At 63.4% G+C, this 19,987-nt stretch carries 16 protein-coding genes and 1 tRNA gene; 14 read left to right on the top strand and 3 right to left on the bottom strand.

The window, feature by feature from the left end:
- Position 1: 1 nt before the first annotated feature.
- The 8 genes from lolB to ACZ9GA_RS01230 all read left to right on the top strand — a co-directional run bounded on the left by lolB (position 2) and on the right by ACZ9GA_RS01230 (position 7,302).
- Positions 2-619 (top strand): lipoprotein insertase outer membrane protein LolB, encoded by a 618-nt coding sequence (lolB, locus tag ACZ9GA_RS01265; RefSeq protein ID WP_457357718.1) that lies wholly within the window; start codon positions 2-4, stop codon positions 617-619.
- A 1-nt stretch (position 620) separates the two neighbouring features.
- The gene (gene ispE, locus ACZ9GA_RS01260; protein ID WP_457357720.1) at positions 621-1,496 is read left to right on the top strand and encodes a 4-(cytidine 5'-diphospho)-2-C-methyl-D-erythritol kinase; all 876 of its coding nucleotides are present in this window, start codon (positions 621-623) and stop codon (positions 1,494-1,496) included.
- Between the two features lie 10 nt (positions 1,497-1,506).
- Positions 1,507-1,581, top strand: a tRNA-Gln gene (locus tag ACZ9GA_RS01255).
- 48 nt (positions 1,582-1,629) lie between these two features.
- Positions 1,630-2,571, top strand: a complete 942-nt coding sequence (locus tag ACZ9GA_RS01250) for a ribose-phosphate pyrophosphokinase (RefSeq protein ID WP_008373254.1) — start codon at positions 1,630-1,632, stop codon at positions 2,569-2,571.
- Between the two features lie 137 nt (positions 2,572-2,708).
- The gene (locus tag ACZ9GA_RS01245; RefSeq protein ID WP_455921839.1) at positions 2,709-3,302 is read left to right on the top strand and encodes a 50S ribosomal protein L25/general stress protein Ctc; all 594 of its coding nucleotides are present in this window, start codon (positions 2,709-2,711) and stop codon (positions 3,300-3,302) included.
- 145 nt (positions 3,303-3,447) lie between these two features.
- Positions 3,448-4,032, top strand: a complete 585-nt coding sequence (gene pth / locus ACZ9GA_RS01240) for an aminoacyl-tRNA hydrolase (protein WP_008373249.1) — start codon at positions 3,448-3,450, stop codon at positions 4,030-4,032.
- A 21-nt stretch (positions 4,033-4,053) separates the two neighbouring features.
- Entirely contained in the window at positions 4,054-5,154 is a 1,101-nt protein-coding gene (ychF, locus tag ACZ9GA_RS01235) for a redox-regulated ATPase YchF (protein ID WP_457357722.1), read from the top strand.
- Between the two features lie 1,269 nt (positions 5,155-6,423).
- Positions 6,424-7,302: a restriction endonuclease gene (locus ACZ9GA_RS01230; RefSeq protein ID WP_457357724.1), complete on the top strand. Its 879-nt coding sequence runs from the start codon at positions 6,424-6,426 to the stop codon at positions 7,300-7,302.
- A 14-nt stretch (positions 7,303-7,316) separates the two neighbouring features.
- Here the strand turns inward: ACZ9GA_RS01230 and ACZ9GA_RS01225 are convergent, their stop codons facing one another.
- Entirely contained in the window at positions 7,317-8,657 is a 1,341-nt protein-coding gene (locus tag ACZ9GA_RS01225; RefSeq protein WP_457357726.1) for a lysine N(6)-hydroxylase/L-ornithine N(5)-oxygenase family protein, read from the bottom strand.
- 255 nt (positions 8,658-8,912) lie between these two features.
- Here ACZ9GA_RS01225 and ACZ9GA_RS01220 point away from each other — a divergent pair, with 255 nt between their 5' ends.
- The gene (locus ACZ9GA_RS01220) at positions 8,913-9,680 is read left to right on the top strand and encodes an ATP-binding cassette domain-containing protein (RefSeq protein ID WP_457357728.1); all 768 of its coding nucleotides are present in this window, start codon (positions 8,913-8,915) and stop codon (positions 9,678-9,680) included.
- Here the strand turns inward: ACZ9GA_RS01220 and ACZ9GA_RS01215 are convergent, their stop codons facing one another.
- Positions 9,681-10,922: a lipase family protein gene (locus ACZ9GA_RS01215; protein ID WP_457357730.1), complete on the bottom strand. Its 1,242-nt coding sequence runs from the start codon at positions 10,920-10,922 to the stop codon at positions 9,681-9,683.
- A 210-nt stretch (positions 10,923-11,132) separates the two neighbouring features.
- Here ACZ9GA_RS01215 and ACZ9GA_RS01210 point away from each other — a divergent pair, with 210 nt between their 5' ends.
- From ACZ9GA_RS01210 to ACZ9GA_RS01190, 5 genes are all read left to right on the top strand, one after another.
- On the top strand, positions 11,133-12,782 hold the full coding sequence (locus ACZ9GA_RS01210) for a cyclic peptide export ABC transporter (protein WP_457357732.1): 1,650 nt from the start codon (positions 11,133-11,135) through the stop codon (positions 12,780-12,782).
- A gap of 87 nt (positions 12,783-12,869) precedes the next feature.
- Positions 12,870-13,682 (top strand): ABC transporter substrate-binding protein, encoded by an 813-nt coding sequence (locus tag ACZ9GA_RS01205; protein ID WP_476226123.1) that lies wholly within the window; start codon positions 12,870-12,872, stop codon positions 13,680-13,682.
- Entirely contained in the window at positions 13,675-15,660 is a 1,986-nt protein-coding gene (gene fhuB, locus ACZ9GA_RS01200; RefSeq protein ID WP_457357736.1) for a Fe(3+)-hydroxamate ABC transporter permease FhuB, read from the top strand. Before ACZ9GA_RS01205 ends, fhuB begins: the two co-directional genes overlap by 8 nt.
- On the top strand, positions 15,657-16,415 hold the full coding sequence (gene fhuF, locus ACZ9GA_RS01195; RefSeq protein WP_457357737.1) for a siderophore-iron reductase FhuF: 759 nt from the start codon (positions 15,657-15,659) through the stop codon (positions 16,413-16,415). The genes fhuB and fhuF overlap by 4 nt, the downstream gene beginning before the upstream one ends.
- A gap of 104 nt (positions 16,416-16,519) precedes the next feature.
- Positions 16,520-18,964 (top strand): TonB-dependent siderophore receptor, encoded by a 2,445-nt coding sequence (locus ACZ9GA_RS01190; protein WP_457357738.1) that lies wholly within the window; start codon positions 16,520-16,522, stop codon positions 18,962-18,964.
- Between the two features lie 64 nt (positions 18,965-19,028).
- Here the strand turns inward: ACZ9GA_RS01190 and ACZ9GA_RS01185 are convergent, their stop codons facing one another.
- Positions 19,029-19,976 carry an alpha/beta hydrolase gene (locus ACZ9GA_RS01185; protein ID WP_457357740.1) on the bottom strand — a complete coding sequence of 316 codons (948 nt, stop codon included), beginning with the start codon at positions 19,974-19,976 and terminating at the stop codon, positions 19,029-19,031.
- Between the last annotated feature and the right edge of the window lie 11 nt (positions 19,977-19,987).

Here is a 19,987-nt window from a genome sequence, read left to right as displayed (position 1 = left end):
TATGTTCTTGCGCCACTGCATCACCTTTACCCTGATCGCCCTGCTGGCCGGCTGTACCGGCCTGGGTACCCGCGAGGCCCTGCAGGGCCAGGGCAACCCGCAACAATGGGGCATCCACAAGACGCAACTGGCCCAGCTCGACGGCTGGCAGATCGACGGCAAGGTCGGCATCCGCGCGCCCAAGGACTCGGGCAGCGGCACGCTGTTCTGGCTGCAGCGCCAGGACTACTACGACATCCGCCTGTCCGGCCCGCTGGGCCGTGGCGCCGCCCGCCTGACCGGTCGCCCGGGCCAGGTGGTGCTGGAAGTGGCCAACCAGGGCCGTTATGAAGCCACCACCCCGGAGCAGCTGCTGGGCGAACAACTGGGCTGGGACCTGCCCGTGTCACACCTGGTCTGGTGGGTACGCGGCCTGCCCGCACCGGACACCAAGAGCAAGCTGACCCTGGACGGCGACAGCCGCCTGGCCAGCCTGCAACAGGATGGCTGGAGCGTGGAATACCTGAGCTACACCGAGCAGAACGGCTACACCCTGCCCGACCGCATCAAACTGCACGGCCGCGACCTGGACGTGACCCTGGTGGTCAAAAGCTGGCAGCCACGGCAGCTGGGGCACTGACATGACCCAGCCACGCCTGACCCTGCCCGCCCCGGCCAAGCTCAACCTGATGCTGCACATCCTGGGCCGTCGCGCCGACGGCTACCATGAGCTGCAAACCCTGTTTCAATTCCTCGACCACGGCGACGAGCTGCAATTCGCCGTGCGCGAAGATGGCGACATCCGCCTGCACACCGAAATAGAGGGCGTGCCCCACGACAGCAACCTGATCGTGAAAGCGGCGCGCAAGCTCAAGGACTTGTCCGGCACCGCCCTGGGCGCCGACATCTGGCTGAACAAGGTGTTGCCCATGGGCGGCGGCATCGGCGGCGGCAGTTCGGATGCCGCCACCACCCTGCTGGGCCTGAACCATTTGTGGAACACCGGCATCGACATCGATCGCCTGGCCACGCTGGGCCTGTCGCTGGGCGCCGACGTGCCGGTATTCGTGCGCGGCCACGCGGCATTTGCCGAGGGCGTGGGCGAAATCCTCACCCCGGCCGAGCCCGAAGAACCCTGGTATCTGGTGCTGGTCCCGCAAGTCGCTGTTAGTACAGCAGAAATTTTTTCAGATCCGTTGTTGACACGCGATTCACTTCCCATTAAAGTGCGCCCCGTTCCCAAGGGAAACAGCAGAAATGACTGCGAAGCGGTAGTCACAAGACGTTATCCAGAAGTACTTAACGCCTTGAATTCACTGAAGAAATTTGGTGATGGACGACTCACCGGAACTGGAAGTTGTGTGTTTGGGGCCTTCCCAAGCAAAGCGGAAGCTGATAAAGTTTCGCACCTTCTTGCAGATACCCTTACAGGGTTTGTAGCCAAAGGCAGCAACATCTCCATGTTGCACCGTAAACTACAGAGTCTGTCACAGGAAACGAGTGCTGGGCACTCGTAGCAACAGATACAGGGGCGTCGCCAAGCGGTAAGGCAGCAGGTTTTGATCCTGCCATGCGTTGGTTCGAATCCAGCCGCCCCTGCCATTTTCCTTATACTCATCCAGGTATACCCTCAGCCGGCAGGTACTGCGCGTGTCCAAGATGATGGTCTTTACGGGGAACGCTAACCCCGATCTGGCTCGGCGTGTAGTACGTCAGCTGCATATCCCACTGGGTGATGTCTCTGTCGGTAAGTTCTCCGACGGCGAGATCAGCACTGAGATTAATGAAAACGTCCGCGGTAAAGACGTCTTTATCATTCAGCCGACTTGCGCTCCGACGAACGATAACCTGATGGAACTGGTTGTGATGGCTGATGCCTTCCGCCGCTCCTCAGCGTCCCGAATCACTGCGGTGATTCCTTACTTTGGTTATGCCCGCCAGGATCGCCGTCCGCGTTCCGCACGTGTTGCCATCAGCGCGAAAGTCGTTGCTGACATGCTCACCGTGGTGGGGATCGACCGTGTTCTCACGGTAGATCTGCATGCTGACCAAATTCAGGGTTTCTTCGATATTCCGGTAGATAACATCTACGGCTCCCCCGTTCTGGTGGATGACATCGAAGATCAACGCTTCGAGAACCTGATGATCGTGTCCCCGGACATCGGCGGCGTCGTGCGTGCACGTGCTGTTGCCAAGTCCTTGGGCGTTGATCTGGGTATCATCGACAAGCGCCGTGAGAAAGCCAATCACTCCGAAGTGATGCATATCATCGGCGACGTCGAAGGGCGTACCTGTATTCTGGTCGATGACATGGTCGACACCGCCGGCACCCTGTGCCACGCGGCGAAAGCCCTGAAAGAGCATGGCGCTGCCAAGGTCTTTGCCTACTGCACACACCCTGTGCTGTCGGGTCGGGCGATCGAGAACATTGAAAATTCCGTGCTGGACGAGCTGGTGGTCACTAACACCATCCCGCTGTCCGCTGCAGCACAGGCCTGTGTCCGTATCCGTCAACTGGATATCGCACCGGTCGTTGCCGAGGCGGTCCGCCGCATCAGCAATGAAGAATCGATCAGCGCGATGTTCCGCTAAGGGCCCTGCCCTGCGAACACCCCGTTGACGAAAAGCGCCCCGCCCCAACACTTCCGTTGGGGCGGGGCTTTTTTGCCCATCCCGGTTTGACGCTGGTCGCAAACGTTCCCCGGGCATGGCTATTTTGGAGATGTAAAATGACTGATTTCACTCTGAACGCCCAAGCGCGTACCGACCTGGGGAAAGGTGCGAGCCGCCGCCTGCGTCGTCTCGCCTCCCAAGTCCCAGCCGTAATCTACGGTGGCGACAAAGAAGCTCAATCCGTAAGCATCCTGGCCAAAGAAATCGCCAAGCTGTTCGAAAACGAAGCTGCCTACAGCCACGTTATCGAGCTGAATGTTGACGGCACCAAGCAAAACGTCGTGGTCAAGGCCATGCAGCGTCACCCAGCCAAGCAGTTCATCCTGCACGCTGACTTCGTACGCGTTGTTGCCGGCCAGAAACTGACCGCCATCGTTCCAGTGCACTTCATCAACGAAGAAGCACCGGTCAAGAAAGGCGGCGAGATCTCTCACGTCATCAACGAGATCGAAGTTTCCTGCGAAGCCAAGGATCTGCCTGAGTTCATCGAAGTCGACCTGGCCAACGCCGAAATCGGTTCGATCGTTCACCTGTCCGACCTCAAAGCCATCAAAGGCGTTGAGTTCGTAGCCCTGGCTCACGGCAACGACCTGGCTGTTGCCAACGTCCACGCTCCACGTGTAGCTCCAGAAGCTGACGCTGCAGAGTAATTTTACTCGGCAACCGGAGTTGAAATGACATCGCGGTAGCATTAGCGGACGAGATCGCGAAGTTTACACAGCTGACCTCGTCCACTGATGCCACCGGCCACGCCGGTGGCGATGTTCAATTCGATTCCAAGGAAGAGCCCCTGTCGTGACCGCCATTCAACTGATCGTTGGCCTGGGTAACCCCGGCCAAGAATACGAACAGACCCGGCATAACGCAGGGGCTCTTTTCGTTGAGCGCATCGCTGCCAAACAAGGCGTCAGCCTGGTAGCCGATCGCAAGTATTTCGGCCTGACGGCGCGTTTCAGCCATCAGGGCCATGATGTTCGCCTGTTGATCCCCACCACGTACATGAACCGCAGCGGCCAGGCCGTGGCGGCATTGGCGAACTTCTACCGCATCCCGGTAGACGCCATTCTGGTGGCCCACGACGAACTCGACCTGCCCCCAGGCGTTGCCAAGCTCAAATTGGGCGGCGGCCACGGCGGGCACAACGGCTTGCGCGACATCATCGCGCAGCTGGGCAACAACAACGGCTTCCACCGTCTGCGGCTTGGCATTGGCCACCCGGGTGTGGCCAGTCAGGTATCCAACTTTGTCCTGGGCCGTGCGCCACGCGCCGAGCAGGATAAACTGGACGCCAGTATCGATTTTGCCCTCGGCGTGTTGCCGGATATCTTCGCCGGCGAGTGGAATCGCGCGATGAAAAACCTGCACAGCCAAAAGGCCTGACTCCACGAAGAGGGAATCACCATGGGTTTCAATTGCGGTATCGTCGGCCTGCCCAACGTCGGCAAGTCCACTCTGTTCAACGCCCTGACCAAATCGGGTATCGCGGCCGAGAACTTCCCCTTCTGCACCATCGAACCGAACAGCGGTATCGTGCCGATGCCGGATCCACGCCTGGCCGCCCTGGCAGCCATCGTCAATCCAAAGCGCATCCTGCCGACCACCATGGAGTTCGTCGACATCGCAGGCCTGGTAGCCGGCGCCTCGAAAGGTGAAGGCCTGGGCAACAAGTTCCTGGCCAACATCCGCGAAACCGACGCCATCGCCCACGTGGTCCGCTGCTTCGAAGACGAGAACGTGATTCACGTCTCCAACAGCGTCGACCCCAAGCGCGACATCGAGATCATCGACCTGGAACTGATCTTCGCCGACCTGGACAGCTGCGAGAAGCAACTGCAGAAGGTTGCGCGCAACGCCAAGGGCGGTGACAAGGACGCAGTGGTCCAGAAAGGCCTGCTGGAAAAACTGATCAGCCACTTCACCGACGGCAAGCCTGCGCGCAGCCTGATGAAGAACATGGGTGACGACGAGAAGCTGGTGATCCGTGGCTTCCACCTGCTGACCAGCAAGCCGGTCATGTACATCGCCAACGTCGCCGAAGACGGTTTCGAAGACAACCCGCACCTGGACGTAGTCCGCGCCATCGCCGAAGAAGAAGGCGCCATCGTGGTACCGGTGTGCAACAAGATCGAAGCCGAAATCGCCGAGCTGGACGACGGTGAAGAGAAGGACATGTTCCTGGAGGCCCTGGGCCTGGAAGAGCCTGGCCTGAACCGCGTGATCCGCGCCGGTTACGAGCTGCTGAACCTGCAGACCTACTTCACCGCCGGTGTCGAAGAAGTACGCGCCTGGACCGTCAAGGTCGGCGCCACCGGGCCACAGGCCGCGGGCGTGATCCACACCGACTTCGAGAAAGGCTTCATCCGCGCCGAAGTGATCGCCTACAACGACTTCATCCAGTACAAGGGTGAGGCCGGTACCAAGGAAGCCGGCAAGTGGCGCCTGGAAGGCAAGGATTACATCGTCAAGGACGGCGATGTGATGCACTTCCGCTTTAACGTTTAATAGCGTTACGGCAAACAAGAAGCCCCGGTCTCGAGAGAGCCGGGGCTTTTTTGTTGTACCTGCAGGCGACATACATCAAAAGACCGCGTCGCCTGCATCGCGGTTGCAAGGCAGGTGCAACTGCGAGAAGGGCCCCGTAGCCGCTGCCGCCAGGCTGCGCGGGCCCTGAGCCTCGCTGAATATTTTCAGGGTTCACACTGGCCAGCGCAGCCTGGCGGTAGCGGCTACAGGACCGCGTCGCCTGCATCGCGGCCAAGGCCGGCTCCTACCACGGACCGCGTAGGAGCCGACCTTGGTCGCGATGCAGGCAACGCGGTTTCAAGACAGGTGCTACTGCAAGAAGGGCCCTGAGCCTCGCTGAATATTTTCAGGGTTTACGCTGGCCAGCGCAGCCTGGCGGCAGCGGCTACAGCGCGGCGTCGCCTGCATCGCGGCCAAGGCCGGCTCCTACCACGGACCGCGTAGGAGCCGACCTTGGTCGCGATGCAGGCAACGCGGTTTCAAGACAGGTGCTACTGCAAGAAGGGCCCTGAGCCTCGCTGAATATTTTCAGGGTTCACACTGGCCAGCGCAGCCTGGCGGCAGCGGCTACAGCGCGGCGTCGCCTGCATCGCGGCCAAGGCCGGCCCCTACCACGGACCGCGTAGGAGCCGACCTTGGTCGCGATGCAGGCAACGCGGTTTCAAGACAGGTGCTACTGCGAGAAGGGCCCTGAGCCTCGCTGAATATTTTCAGGGTTTACGCTGGCCAGCGCAGCCTGGCGGCAGCGGCTACAGGACGGCGTTGCCTGCATCGCGGCCAAGGCCGGCCCCTACCACGGACGGCGTAGGAGCCGACCTTGGTCGCGATGCAGACGCCGCGGTTTCAAGGCAATTGCTACCGCGAGAAGGGCCCTGAGCCTCGCTGAATATTTTCAGGGTTTACGCTGGCCAGCGCAGCCTGGCGGCAGCGGCTACAGCGCGGCGTCGCCTGCGTCGCGGCCAAGGCCGGCTCCTACCACGGACCGCGTAGGAGCCGACCTTGGTCGCGATGCAGACGCCGCGGTTTCAAGGCCGGTGCAACTGCGAGAAGGGCTCTGTAGCCGCTGCCGCCAGGCTGCGCGGGCCCTGAGCCTCGCTGAATATTTTTCAGGGTTCACACGGGCCAGCGCTGCCTGGCGGCAGCGGCTACAGCACGATGCAGGCAACGCGGTTTCAAGAAAATGGCTGCTGGAGCAAAATGCTACCCTCGCGCCTCACGCCTCTCCTCCACCCGACAGAACATCCCCCCATGGCCAAAAAAACCTCCACCCTTGACGACCTCCTCTACCTGGCCAGCCGGCTCCCCTGGTGGTCCAGCCTGATCCTGGCCGTAGCCTCCGGGGTTTACCTGCACAGCGTCGCCACCGCCCCTGCCGTCATCACCAGCGACATCCAGCACCTGGACTCGATGATGCTGCACACCGCGTTCAAAACCCTGGCAACCATCGGCCAATTCCTGCTGCCGCTGATTTTCGTCATGGGCGCGCTGACGTCCTTCCTCGGCCGGCGCAAACGCGTCGAGCTGCTGAACACCGGCCATGCCGTCAACGATTTCAGCTGGCAGGAGTTCGAGCTGTTGGTGGGTGAGGCGTTGCGCCGCCAGGGCTTTAGCGTCGAGGAAACCGGCGCCAGCGGCCCCGACGGTGGCGTCGACCTGATAGCCCGCAAGGACGGCGAGAAATACCTGGTGCAGTGCAAGCACTGGCGTGCCTTGCAGGTGGGCGTGCCTGTGGTGCGCGAACTGTATGGGGCGATGGCGGCGGAGGGGGCCGTGGGCGGTTTCGTGGTCACCAGTGGCCGCTTCACCGAACCGGCACGCGAGTTCGCCAGCGGTCGCAACCTGAAGCTGGTGGACGGCATGCGGCTCAAGCGCTGGATCGCCGCAGCCAACAAGGGCGCGCAAGCGGCACCGGCACAGCCTGCGGCCGCGCCCGATGTACCGACGCCGCCGCCCGTCCAACCTGCCCAGGCAGCGCCGTCGTGCCCCTTCTGTCAAAAGCCCATGGTCACTCGGATTGCGCGTAGCGGCCGCAACGCCGGCGGTGAGTTCTGGGGGTGTGCCGATTATCCGAAATGCCGTGGCATCCGCCCCTTGTTCACCAACGCCCCCGGACACCGGCAGCGCTGATCCCGGCAACAGCGTCAGGCGTTGCTGACCCGTGCCGGCTGGCGGGCTGGGGCGCCATCGAAGCCAGACTTCAGGTTTTCATGCAGCGCAGTGGCCACCTCTTCGGCGCGAATCGGCAGCACTGACAGCAACGTGTCGCTCAAACCGTGGCTTGACTGGCTGAACCCCTGGATGAACACCGGCGCCTTGAGGCGCGGATCGGCCTGCACCCGGTACTCGCGGTTTACCTGGTACTCGTCCAGGTACTCGGCCAGCGGCGCCAGAATCTGCTGATGGGAAATACGCTCGTAGCCGGTGGCAAGGATGATGGCATCGTAACGCTGGACTTCGGTATCGCCCGTTGCCAGGTCACGCAGCACCAACTCGATGCCCTCGGCGCCGGCCTTGGCCGATTCGATGGCCCGACGGCACAGGAAGCCATGACGGGGCTGGCCCGAGACTTTCTGGCGATAAAAGATCGAGTAGATGCGCTCCACCAGATTCAGGTCCACCACCGAGTAATTGGTGTTGTGGTACTCATTGATCAGGCGTTCACGCTCCGGCTCCGCCTGGTTGAACACCAGGTCGGTGTACTGCGGCGAAAAGATTTCGTTGACGAAGGGGCTGTCATCGGCCGGCTTCAGCACCGCGGCACGCAGCACCATGTCCACCTGTACCGATGGGAAGCTGTCGTTGAGGTCGATGAACGCCTCCGCCGCGCTTTGGCCACCGCCGATCACGGCAATGCGCATGGGCTGCCCTTGGCTGCACGGCTGAGTGCTCATGCGTTCCAGGTAGCGTGAATGATGGAATACCCGGGCGTCGTCCTTCAGGGGCCGGAACACCTCGGGGATACGCGGCGTACCGCCGGTGCTCAGTACCACGGATCGGGTATGACGCACCTGCTCGCGCCCTTGCGCATCCTCGGACAGCACGCGCAGTTGCTCAATGCTGCCGTTGCTGAGGATCGGTTCAACCGCCAGCACGTTCTCGCCATAGGCCGATTGCTCGGTGAAATGCCCGGCCACCCAGCGCAGGTAGTCGTTGTATTCCATCCGGCAGGGGTAGAACGTGCCCAGGTTGATGAAGTCCACCAGGCGGCCATGCTGGTGCAGATAATTGACGAAGCTGTACGGGCTGGTGGGGTTGCGCAGCGTCACCAGATCCTTGAGGAACGAAATCTGCAACTCGCTCTGCGCCACCAGGGTGTTGCCATGCCAGCGGTAATCCTGCTGGCGATCCAGGAACAATGCATCCAGGTGCCGTCCACGCTTGACTGCCAATTCTTCCAGGGCGACGGCCAGGGCGATGTTGGAAGGGCCGAAGCCGATGCCGAGCACATCCAGTGGGGCCGTTGTAGATACCGATTGAGTCATCTCGCCTATACCTTTCGATCCATTAGTCGATTCATGCGACTGCCGCCCCGGCCCCTGTTTCAGTGGCTCGCAAAGGCCCGGCGCATCGCCCAGAAGCTGCGTCCTCATGGAACGCTTACCAAAGGTGACGAGAGGGTCTGTAGGAAATTTAACTTCATGAAGTAAGGCAATTCGCGGGCGCACGGCAAGTTGCTAATAATTATCGTTTTAATTTATCGTGCTGTTTTTCCTCTCCACGCTCGCCCCGGGAGCCCCATGTTCGAACTCGATGACGTCGGTTTCAGCCTGCCTGAACGCACCTTGCTGCACCCTGTCGCGTTGACGGTCGAGCATGGCCACATGGTCGGGCTGATCGGCCATAACGGTTCGGGCAAATCCACCCTGCTCAAGCTGCTGGCGCGCCAGCACACCGCGACCTGCGGCCAGATCCGCCTCGACGGCAAACCCCTGGACCGTTGGGGGCAGCGCGATTTTGCCCGGCAAGTCGCCTACCTGCCCCAGCAGTTGCCGGCCGCCGACGGCCTGACCGCCCGCGAATTGGTGCGCTATGGCCGCTACCCCTGGCACGGCGCGCTGGGGCGTTTTGGCAGCGAAGACCACGAACAGGTCGAACGGGCCATGGAGCTCACCCATACGCGGGTGTTCGCCGACCGTCTGGTGGACAGCCTGTCGGGCGGCGAACGGCAACGGGTGTGGCTCGCCATGCTGCTGGCGCAGAACAGCCGGTACTTGCTGCTGGACGAACCTATCTCGGCACTGGACATTGCCCATCAGGTGGAAGTGCTGGCCCTGGTGCGCGAACTCAGCCAGCAACTGGACCTGGGCGTGCTGCTGGTGCTGCACGGCATCGACATGGCGGCACGCTATTGTGACCGCTTCATTGCCTTGCACGGCGGCCGGCTGCTGGCCACCGGCACGCCCACGCAGCTGATGCAGGCAGACATGCTGCAAGCCATCTACGGTATTCCCATGGGCGTGATGGCGCACCCCGAAGGGGGCGCGCCCATCAGCTACCTGCGCTGATCAGCGCGCCGGGTCCAGCAACGCGGTACGCACTGCGCCCAGGCACAGATAAGCCCCCCACTGAGTGTGCACGTGGACGCCATCGACATTTGCTGCAATGTCGCTGTCCACGTCGATCACCCGCACCTTGGCACCCTGGCGCGCAAACGCGGCGCTGGCGAGCTCGGCGTTCTTGAACTCCACCACGGCGTCGCGGCCTGCGCCACACAGTACGGTGGGGGTCACCGGCTTCCAGTCCAGCAGGTCGTTGTGCGCCAAGGCCCGGCGCAAGGGGTTGTGCGCATTGGCGATGAAGTCCTGGGTAAACGCCGGCTGGCGCAGCCGGTCCAGGGGCAGGCTGTTGTGGCCGGCCAGCTCGAAGATCCCTTGGGGGCCGGGCAAAAGGCTTTCCACCGTAGCGGCATACGGCTGCTGGAACAGGTCCTGCGGTTGTTTGTAGATATCGCCGTAAACCTTCTCCATGCTCACCGTGGCGTAAGCGAACAGGTAGGGCGCCAGCGCGTTGGCCCCCTGCGCCGTGGTGCCGGACCAGCCATCGATGAAGGTCTGCTGCAAGGCGTAGGGGCCGGACATGGGCGCACTCGCCACCAGGTCGAACTCCTTCGCATACCCCTGCTCGATCGCTCGCTGGGCCGCCATGGCCGCGTGCCCGCCCTGTGAATAACCCGCCAGCATCACCTTGCCGGAAAAGTGCGCGCCCAGCTTCGCCCCGCTCAGCCGCGCTGCGCGCAACGCATCAATGATGGCGCTGGCTTCAGTGTCGCTGTGCAGGTAAGGGTGGAAGGGGTAGTCGGACTTGCCCAGGCCCAGGTAGTCGGTGGCGGAGACCACATAGCCCTGGCTGGCGAAAAAACTCATCAAGGGGCTGTTGCCGTTGGCCAGCAACAACTCGGCCTGGGCCGAATCACGCCGGGTCTCGGTGCCCCTGGCCCAGCCAAGCAACGGTGCGGGGCCTTCGCAGCCAGGACCTTCGGGCAACAGCAGCATCTGCGAGGCCTTGGCGGGCTCGTGGTGCACCCCTTCGGTGGCATACACCACCTCCACCAGCCGCACATCGCAACGCGGCGTGCCGACGAACGCCTTGCGCGGCCCGATGCCCTTTTCGATCTCGGCCCGCGAGTAATGCTTGAGCGTGGTCACGCTCAGCGGCGTGCCCCTGGCGGGCTCCGCCTGGGCCTGGGGCATCAGACTGGCTGCGCCCCACCCCATTGCAACCAGTACTGCCAGTTTCTTGAAACGCATCTGATTTCCTTGGTACAGCCCCGTTCCCGACGCGTGGCACGGCGGCTCACAAGCCAGCCAACGAGGGCGATTGACGAAGTGACGTACGCACTTGGAGGACGAAATACGCAGCGATCGATTTAGTGATCAATTTTTTTTGCGCTCGTTCGTCCTATAAGGATGACCCACGTACAGGCGCCTCCCGGCGTCCATGCAAAAAGGATTGCCACGATGTCCATGCATCCACGCAGCACGCTCGCCGAACTTCTGAGCCTTCTCAAGCCCATGCGCGGCATCCTGCTTCTGTCCATTGTCCTGGGGATATTGGGTGGCCTGAGCATCACCGGCCTGCTGGCCACCATCAACACCAGCCTGCACAGCAGCGAAGCGGGCAACATGGGCCTGCTGCTGGCCTTCGCCGGCCTGTGCGCCGTGGCGCTGGTGGGTTCCATCCTGTCGGACATCGGCACCAACTACGTCGGGCAGCACGTGATTGCCCGCCTGCGTGTCGACCTGGGCAGCCGTATTCTGTCGGCGCCCATCGACCAGCTGGAAAGCTACCGCAGCCACCGCCTGACGCCGGTACTGACCCACGATGTCGACACCATCAGCGACTTCGCCTTTGTGCTGGCACCACTGGCGGTCTCGCTGAGCGTGACCCTGGGCTGCCTGGCCTACCTGGCCAACCTGTCATTGCCCATGTTCCTCACCACCGTGGTAGCCGTACTGATAGGCAGCGCCGTGCAGTACCTGGCGCGGGTACGCGGCATCAAGGGTTTCTTCGAAGCCCGCGAACACGAAGACGAACTGCAGAAACAATACCGGGCCATCTCCGAGGGCGCCAAGGAACTGCGCATTAACCGGGGCCGCCGCCTGCGTCTGTTCGAGGACAAACTCAAGGGCACTACCCAGCGTATCTGCGACATCCAGGTGCGTTCGATCAAGCTGTTCGTGGTGGCCAAGGGGTTCGGGTCGACGTTGTTCTTCATCGTCATCGGCGTAGCCCTGGGCTACCAGACCCTGTGGCCAAGCACCGACAGGGCGACACTGAGCGGGTTCATTCTGGTGTTGCTGTACATGAAAGGCCCGCTCGAGCACCTGATCGGCACCCTGCCCATCGTCAGCCGTGCCCAGGTGGCCTTCAAGCGCATTGCCGACCTGTCCGCCCAGTTCTCCTCACCCGAGCCCCACCTGATGCTGGCCGATACCCGCCCGGTGCAAACCAGCATCGACAGCCTGGAACTGCGCGACGTGCGCTACACCTACCCACAGCAACCCGGTACACCGCCGTTCGTGCTGGGCCCGGTGAACCTGACGGTGAAGCGCGGCGAGATCCTATTCATCGTTGGCGAGAACGGCTGCGGCAAGACCACGCTGATCAAGCTGCTGTTGGGCCTTTACGTCCCGCAGCAGGGTGCGATCCTGCTGGATGGTCAAGCGGTCACACCACAGACCTGCGATGACTACCGGCAACTGTTCACGACCATTTTTTCCGACTATTTCCTGTTCGACGACCTGGTGCAGGCCGACGAAGAAATCCCCCAGGACGCCGAGCAATACCTGCAACGCCTGGAAATATCCCACAAGGTCAATATCAAGGAAGGCAAGTTCTCCACCACTGACCTGTCCACCGGGCAGCGCAAGCGCCTGGCCCTGCTGCAGGCCTGGACCGAAAAACGCCCGGTGCTGGTATTTGACGAGTGGGCAGCCGACCAGGACCCGACCTTCCGGCGCATTTTCTATAACGAGTTGCTGCCCAGCCTCAAGGCGCTGGGCAAGACCATCATCGTGATCTCCCATGATGACCGCTATTTCGACTGTGCCGACCACTTGCTCAAACTCGAGGCCGGCAAGGTGCTCGACGAACTGACTGCCGCCTGACCCATGCCCGGACCAGCCCTGTACAGGCCCGCCCTTGGCCGACGCCGTTGCCTGCTCGGCCTGGCGGGCCTCGCCCTGTATCCCTGGTTGCCTGCCTTCGCCAACCCATCCCCGCTGGTGACGCTGGACTGGAGCATTGCCCAGACCCTGCTGGCACTCGGCGCCCCGCTGGCCGCCATGGCCGAAATCGACCGCTACCGGCACCTGGTGCGAGTACCGGCCCTGCCCGCCTCGGTGCTCGAACTGGGCCTGCGCCAGGAACCGAACCTGGAACTGCTGGCACAACTGGCTCCCGGGCAGATTTTCATCAACAGCTATCAGAATGCCCTGCGCGAACGCCTGCAGGCGATTGCGCCGGTGCAGGCCTTCTCGTTCGCCAGCCCGCAGGGGCATCCCCTGGAGCAGGCCGCGCTCACCACCCGCCAGATCGCCCAGGCGGTGGGGCGCGACGCCAAGGCGCAGGTGTGCATCGACCAGCTCGAAGCGCAACTGCAGCAGTCTCGCCAGGCCTTGCAGGGCCTGCACGACCGCCCCCTGTATGTGATCAGCCTGGTGGACAACCGCCGGGCCATGGTATTCGGGCACCGCAGCCTGTTCCAGGATGTGCTGGACCGCTTGGGCCTGCGCAATGCCTGGAGCGGCGAAACCAACACCTGGGGCTACGCCACCATTGGCCTGGAGCGCCTGGCCGATACCCCGCAGGCCAGCCTGGTGTACTTCAACAGTGCGCCGGGGCTGCAGGACAGCCTGCCGGACAACCCCATCTGGAACCGCCTGGATTTCGTGCGCCAGCGGCGACTGGTGCAATTGCCCGAGGTGCTGTTTTTCGGCGCGCTGCCTGCTGCCGGCGAGTTCGCCCGGCTGCTGACCGAGCGTCTGCCGGAGACCCAACATGCATGAGCTCCCCGCCCCCCGCCCCCGTCACCTGTTCTGGCCGGTGCTGCTGGCGGCGCTGATCGCTGCGGCACTGACCCTGGCCGGATTCGCACGGCAACTGCCCGGTGCCCTCTGGCTGCAGGCCGTGCTGGCCCCCGATGCCCAGGACATGCGCCAGCTGATTCTGCATTTCAGCGTACTGCCGCGCATCGTCACTGCCTGGCTGTGCGGCTACGCACTGGCCCTGGCCGGCACCGTGCTGCAACAGGCGCTACGCAACCCCTTGGCCGAGCCGGGCACCCTGGGCATCGCCTCGGGCGCGCAATTGGCGTTGGTGCTGTGCAGCCTGTTCGCCCCCGGCCTGTTGAGCTGGGGCCGGGAATGGCCGGCCCTGGCCGGTGCGCTGCTGGCCGCGGGCCTGGTGATTGGCCTCGCCGCACGCCAGGCATTCTCGCCCATTGCCCTGATTCTCGGCGGCCTGGTGATCAGCCTGTGCTTCGGCGCCTTTGGCGCAGCCATGACCCTGTTCAACCACGACTACCTCATGGGCCTGTTCATATGGGGCAGCGGCTCGCTGGGCCAACTGGACTGGAGCGCGGTGCGGTTCATGACGCCCTACGTTGTGTTCGCCACGCTCGCCCTGGCCCTGCTGGCTCGCCCCCTGGCCTTGCTGGGGCTGGAAGACAGCGGTGCGAAAAGCCTGGGGCTCAACGCCAACCGGGTGCGGATTGTCGCCGTGCTGCTGGCGGTCTTGCTGAGCGCAGTCACCGTGGCTGCGGTCGGGGTGATCAGCTTTGTCGGCCTGGCGGCGCCAACCCTGGCCCGCCTGCTGGGTGCCCGGCGCCTGCAATCACGGTTGATCTGGGCGCCGTTGATTGGCGCCGTGCTGCTGTGGCTCACCGACCAGATTGTGCTGCGCTACCCCATGGGCTATCGGGAAATTCCAACCGGCATTGCCACGGCGCTGTTGGGTGCCCCCCTGCTGATCTGGCTGCTGCCGCAACTGCGGCCGTCGCGCCAGTTGCCGGTGGCGCGCACTGCGGCGTTCAGGCCGCTGGCCAAGCCACGGGCCTGGATGGGGCTGGGCTGCCTTCTGCTGGCCAGCCTGATCGGCGTCGCCCTGTTTGTGGGCCAGGGCCCGGCCGGTTGGCAATGGGCCGACAACAGCCAGTGGCAAGGCCTGCTGGCCCTGCGCGCGCCACGGGTGTGCGCGGCCGTGGCGGCCGGGGTGATGCTGGCGCTGGCCGGACTGTACATCCAGCGCCTGACCGGCAACCCCATGGCCAGCCCCGAGGTACTGGGCATCAGCGAGGGCGCCGCCATGGCGGTGATTGCCCTGACCTTCCTGGTGAGTGCACCGGAGCGCGGCACACAGTTGCTGGTCGGCGCGCTCGGCGCCTTGTTGATGATGGCGGTGCTGTTTGCCCTGAACGTGCGTGCGCATTTTGTCCCCGAACGGGTGCTGCTCAGCGGCATCGCCATTACCACGGTGTTCAGCGTGGTGGTGACGGTGCTGCTGTCCAGCGGCGACCCGCGCATGGTCGGGCTGCTGAGCTGGATGTCCGGTTCCACTTATCAGGTCAGCGCTGCCGAAGCCGTCCTGGCCGTGGCCTGCTGCCTGGTGCTGGCCAGCCTGACCCCGCTGTTGCTGCGGTGGCTGGAGCTGCTGCCCATGGGCTCGCCCACTGCCCAGGCCTTGGGCGTCAATATCGGCCTTGCACGTGTGTGCGTGTTGGTGATGGTGGCGCTGTTGAGCGCTGCCGCCACCCTGATTATCGGCCCGCTGAGTTTCGTGGGCCTGATGGCGCCGCATATCGCCCGCCTGCTGGGCTTGCGCAGTGCCGCACAGCAGGCGCTGGGCGCCATGCTGGTGGGCGCGCTGATCATGGTCATCGCCGACTGGCTGGGGCGCAACCTGATCTACCCGTTCCAGATTCCTGCCGGGCTGTTCGCCACCTGCATCGGTTGCCCTTATTTCATTTGGCTGATGCGCAAGGCATGAGCCGCCCGCCGCTGCCCGCCACCGCCGAGCAACGCCTGCAGGCCCTGCAGGACGATGCGCGGCTGCCGGCCCTGCATCGCTTTTCACTGGACCCTCACCAGGCCACCCTGCGCGCCAGCCAATTGCTGGACGACGCCACGCTGACCCACCTGCTGGGCCTGTACAGCCAACGGTTCCCCGGATGTGACCGGCGGGCGATTGTTTCACTGTGGAGCAAAGGCTATTTCGAGGCGTTGTTCCCGCCCTTGCTGGCCAGCTGCCTGGCCTTGGAGCTGCAACTGCCGATTGCCCTCGACCGCCTGGGGCTGGCGGTCAATGAACGCGGCACGCCGGTGTTGATCGTCCTGGAAAGCGCGGGCCGGATCATGGACAGCGCCGGGCAGGCACCGCTGCAGATCTGCGCCCTGTTCCACGACAACCTGCAGCCGTTCATCGAGCAGGTCGCCCGCTTTGGCCGGGTGTCGGCCAGGGCCCTGTGGGGCAATGTGGCCGCCTACCTGGCCTGGGCGCTGGGCCTGCTGGTGCAGCACCAGTGGATCAGCCCGGCGCGTGCGCTGGAGCTGCGTGCGCTGTTCAGCGCCCCGCAACTGCCCGATGGCAGCGTCAACCCGCTGCACAGTGCCTACCAGTTCGACACCGCTGACGGCCAGCCACGGCGCAGGGTGTGCTGCCTGCGCTATCAGCTGCCCGACCTGCCCTACTGCGCCGACTGCCCATTGACGTGTCGCCCGCCACGCCCTGCCCGCCGGGGCTGAAGCGCCCCTCAAAAAAACACAAAAAAATTTTCAGGTTTAATCCAGCAATTACGTCTCATTACTAATAACTAAAAATCTGCCACCTTCAACACTGGATAAAAAGCATGATCAACACCCTTGTGTCGCACCCGACCCTGCTCGCCCGGATAGTGCGCCAGCGCTGGCAGCCACTGGCTGCCGGCGCGATCTCCCTGGCGCTGATGTGCACACAGGTGCAGGCGGCACCGGTGGCCGTCAACATCAGCGCCCAACCCATGGCCGGTGCGTTGATGGCCCTGGGCCAACAGAGCGGACTGCAAGTGCTGTACCGCAGTGACCTGATCAAGGGCCTGAGGGCGCCAGCCGTGCAGGGTGAGATGGAGCCGGCCCAGGCGTTGCAGATGCTGCTCAACGGCACGGGGGTGAACTTCACCATCAGCAATGGCAGTGTCACCCTTTACCGCGCCGCCGACGAAGCCCTGACCCTGCCCAACACCAATGTGCAGAGCGTCCAGGTGCAAAGCATCACCGGCCCCATCGAGGGCATCGTCGCCAACCGCTCCGCCGTGGGCACCAAGACCGACACCGCGATCAACGAGGTCCCCCAGTCCATCTCGGTCATCACCCGCGACGAAATGGACAAACGCGGCGTGCAGGACTTCAACTCCGCCGTGGCCTACACCCCCGGTATTCGCGCCATCGACTACGTGGGCGGCCAAGGCGCACCCGACATCTACATGCGCGGCTTTCGCTCGTTCAACCTGTTTGGCATCTACAAGGACGGCCTGCGCACCGGTTTCAACCAGTACGACACTGATTTCGAAACCTTTGGCCTTGAGCGCATCGATGTAATCAAGGGCCCCGCCTCGGTGCTGTACGGCCAGATGGCCCCCGGCGGCATGGTCAACCTGACCAGCAAGCGGCCCACCGACGAGCCGATCCACGAAGTGCAGATCCAGGGCGGCAACTATGACCGCAAGCAGGGTGCCGTTGACTTGGGTGGGCGGCTGGATGACGACGGCAAACTGACCTACCGTTTCGTGGCCCTCAAGCGCGACAGTGGCACCCAGGTCGACCACTCGCCCGACAACCGCACTTACGTGGCGCCGTCGCTGACCTGGAAACCGGACGAGGACACCACCTTCACCGTGCTTGCCAGCTACATGAAGACCCGCGAAGGCGGTGCCGAACAGAGCTTTCCGGTCAACGGCACCCTGCACAACACCGCCCTGGGCCATGTGCCTTCCAGCACCTACCTGGGCGATCCCCATGTCAGTAAATACGAGGTGGAGAACACCTCGATCGGCTACCTGTTCGAACGCCAGCTGAGCGAGAACTGGAAGTTCAACCAGAACTTCCGCTACATGGAAGCCGACGTCGACTACATCAGCAACGGTGCGCGCAACAGCGGCCAGCTGGGCACCGATGGCCGCACCTACACCTTCGGCTACCAGAAGCGGCCGAAGAAAACCGACACCTTCCTGCTCGACAACAACCTGCAAGGCCACTTCAACACCGGCCCGGTCAGCCACGACGTGATGGTTGGCATCGACTACGGCCACTATTCGGGCCGCGAATCGCGCACCGGCTCCAACAACCAGACAGTCGACATCTACAACCCGGTGTACAACAGCACGGTGGTGTGGAACAGCGCCAAGTCCACCGACGGCAAAAGCGTGATCGTGCAGAAAGGCCTGTACGTGCAGGATCAACTGGCCCTGGACAACTGGCGCCTGACCATCGGCGGCCGCAACGACTGGCTGTCGGACCGTGAATACGATTACCTGGCCAACGCCCACAGCACCCAGTACGACCACAAGTTCACCGGCCGCGTGGGCCTGGCGTACCTGTTCGACAACGGCATCACGCCCTACGCCAGCTACAGCACCTCATTCCAGCCTACGTCCGGCACAGCCCAGGATGGCAGCACCTTCAAGCCGACCGAGGGTGAGCAATACGAGCTGGGCATCAAATATGCCCCGCCAGGGAGCAACAGTTTCATCACCGCGTCGGTGTATGACCTGACCCAGAAGAACGTCACCACCACCGACCCGACCAACGCCAGCTTCCAGGTGCAGACCGGCGAGCAGCGCTCGCGCGGGCTGGAGCTGGAAGGCAAGGCCGAGCTCACCAAAGGGCTGGACCTGATTGCGTCGTACGCCTACACCGATGCCGAAGTCACCAAGGCCAACACCGTGGGCACCGGCGCCACCGCCTACAGCCTCAAGGGCAATGTGCCGATTTCCGTGGCCAGGAACACCGCTTCGCTGTGGCTGGACTACACCCTGCAATCAGGGCCGCTGGAAGGCCTGGGCCTGGGTGCCGGCCAGCGTTACGTGGGCTCCTCCTATAACGCCAAGAATACCGTCAAGGTGCCGGGCTACAGCCTGACGGACGCCTCGGTGCGCTATGACCTGGGCCACGTGAGCGAAGACCTCAAGGGCGCCTCGGTGGATGTGTCGGTGAACAACCTGTTCGACAAGACGTATTTCACCCCCGGCTTCTATGAGAACACCGTGTTCTACGGCACCCGCCGTACAGTGATCGGCAGCCTGACCTACAAGTGGTAATACAGCAGTAGCCGAAAGGCCCCGTGCGGTCCGCCGCACGGGGCTTTTTTGTGTGTGGGCCAGGCTACTTGAACGCCTGGGCCAGCGCCTGGGCAATCAAGACCTGGGCCTGTTCGGCTTCATCCACCAACGCGCCCATTCGCACAAAGTCGTGGGTCATGCCCGGGTACACCTGGCACTGCACCGCGATGCCGCTGGCCTGCGCTTTGCGGGCGTAGGCCAACGCCTGGTCGTACAGGGGGTCGTGATCACCGATCAGCATCAGCATGGGCGCCACCTGCGTGGGCACGCTCCCCAGCAACGGCGAGAAGCGCGGGTCCAGGCGGTCTTCCAACCGAGTCTGATAGTGCTGGTAAAACCACTCCAGGGTGCGGGCCTCCAACAAGAATCCCGAGGCGAAACGCTGCATGGATTCGCCCTGATCGGTTGCGTCGGTGACCGGATAGATCAGCACCTGCAATCTTGGCTGCACGTCGGCCAACGCCGGGTTGGCCGCCAGCCGGTTGGCCAGCACGGTGGCCAGGCTGCCCCCCACGCTATCCCCTCCCAGGGCGATGCGCGAAGGGTCCAGGCCATGTTCGGCGCCGTTGGCCAACAGCCAGCGCAACGCCTGCAATGCATCATCGCAGGCTGCCGGAAAGCGATGCTCCGGCGCGCGCCGGTAGGCCACGGCCAACACCGCGCACCCAGCGCCGCGGGCCAGGTTGTGGCACAGGGAGTCATGGGAATCCAGACTGCCCACCACGTATCCGCCGCCGTGGAAGTACAGCAACGTGGGCTGCGGCGTGCCGTCGGTACCGCCCAGGTACAGGCGGCCCGGCAAATCGTCGCCCAGGTTCAGGGCCTGCACCGGCACTGGTTCGTCGGGGCCAAGGTCCAATTGTCGCGACGTCTGCTCAAACTCATGACGCGCCTGCGCGGGGCTCAAGTCGGCCATGGACTGCACCTTGCCTTGCGCCCGACCTGACTGGGCCAGTTCAAGGAATGCCGCGATTTCCGGGTTCAACTGCATACCACTCTCCC

The organism is Pseudomonas sp. TE3644 (genome assembly GCF_056278815.1).
Note: the sequence above shows the minus strand (reverse complement) of the source record. Positions and strands in the feature narration are given on the sequence as shown.

Bases quoted from the DNA above. Each gene is read 5' to 3' on its own strand.
- fhuF (WP_457357737.1), top strand. From the start codon at position 15,657: ATGAGCCGCCCGCCGCTGCCCGCCACCGCCGAGCAACGCCTGCAGGCC.
- lolB (WP_457357718.1), top strand. From the start codon at position 2: ATGTTCTTGCGCCACTGCATCACCTTTACCCTGATCGCCCTGCTGGCC.
- ispE (WP_457357720.1), top strand. From the start codon at position 621: ATGACCCAGCCACGCCTGACCCTGCCCGCCCCGGCCAAGCTCAACCTG.
- ACZ9GA_RS01220 (WP_457357728.1), top strand. From the start codon at position 8,913: ATGTTCGAACTCGATGACGTCGGTTTCAGCCTGCCTGAACGCACCTTG.
- ACZ9GA_RS01185 (WP_457357740.1), bottom strand. From the start codon at position 19,976: ATGCAGTTGAACCCGGAAATCGCGGCATTCCTTGAACTGGCCCAGTCA.
- ACZ9GA_RS01215 (WP_457357730.1), bottom strand. From the start codon at position 10,922: ATGCGTTTCAAGAAACTGGCAGTACTGGTTGCAATGGGGTGGGGCGCA.
- ACZ9GA_RS01225 (WP_457357726.1), bottom strand. From the start codon at position 8,657: ATGACTCAATCGGTATCTACAACGGCCCCACTGGATGTGCTCGGCATC.
- ACZ9GA_RS01210 (WP_457357732.1), top strand. From the start codon at position 11,133: ATGTCCATGCATCCACGCAGCACGCTCGCCGAACTTCTGAGCCTTCTC.
- ACZ9GA_RS01190 (WP_457357738.1), top strand. From the start codon at position 16,520: ATGATCAACACCCTTGTGTCGCACCCGACCCTGCTCGCCCGGATAGTG.
- fhuB (WP_457357736.1), top strand. From the start codon at position 13,675: ATGCATGAGCTCCCCGCCCCCCGCCCCCGTCACCTGTTCTGGCCGGTG.
- ychF (WP_457357722.1), top strand. From the start codon at position 4,054: ATGGGTTTCAATTGCGGTATCGTCGGCCTGCCCAACGTCGGCAAGTCC.
- ACZ9GA_RS01245 (WP_455921839.1), top strand. From the start codon at position 2,709: ATGACTGATTTCACTCTGAACGCCCAAGCGCGTACCGACCTGGGGAAA.
- ACZ9GA_RS01230 (WP_457357724.1), top strand. From the start codon at position 6,424: ATGGCCAAAAAAACCTCCACCCTTGACGACCTCCTCTACCTGGCCAGC.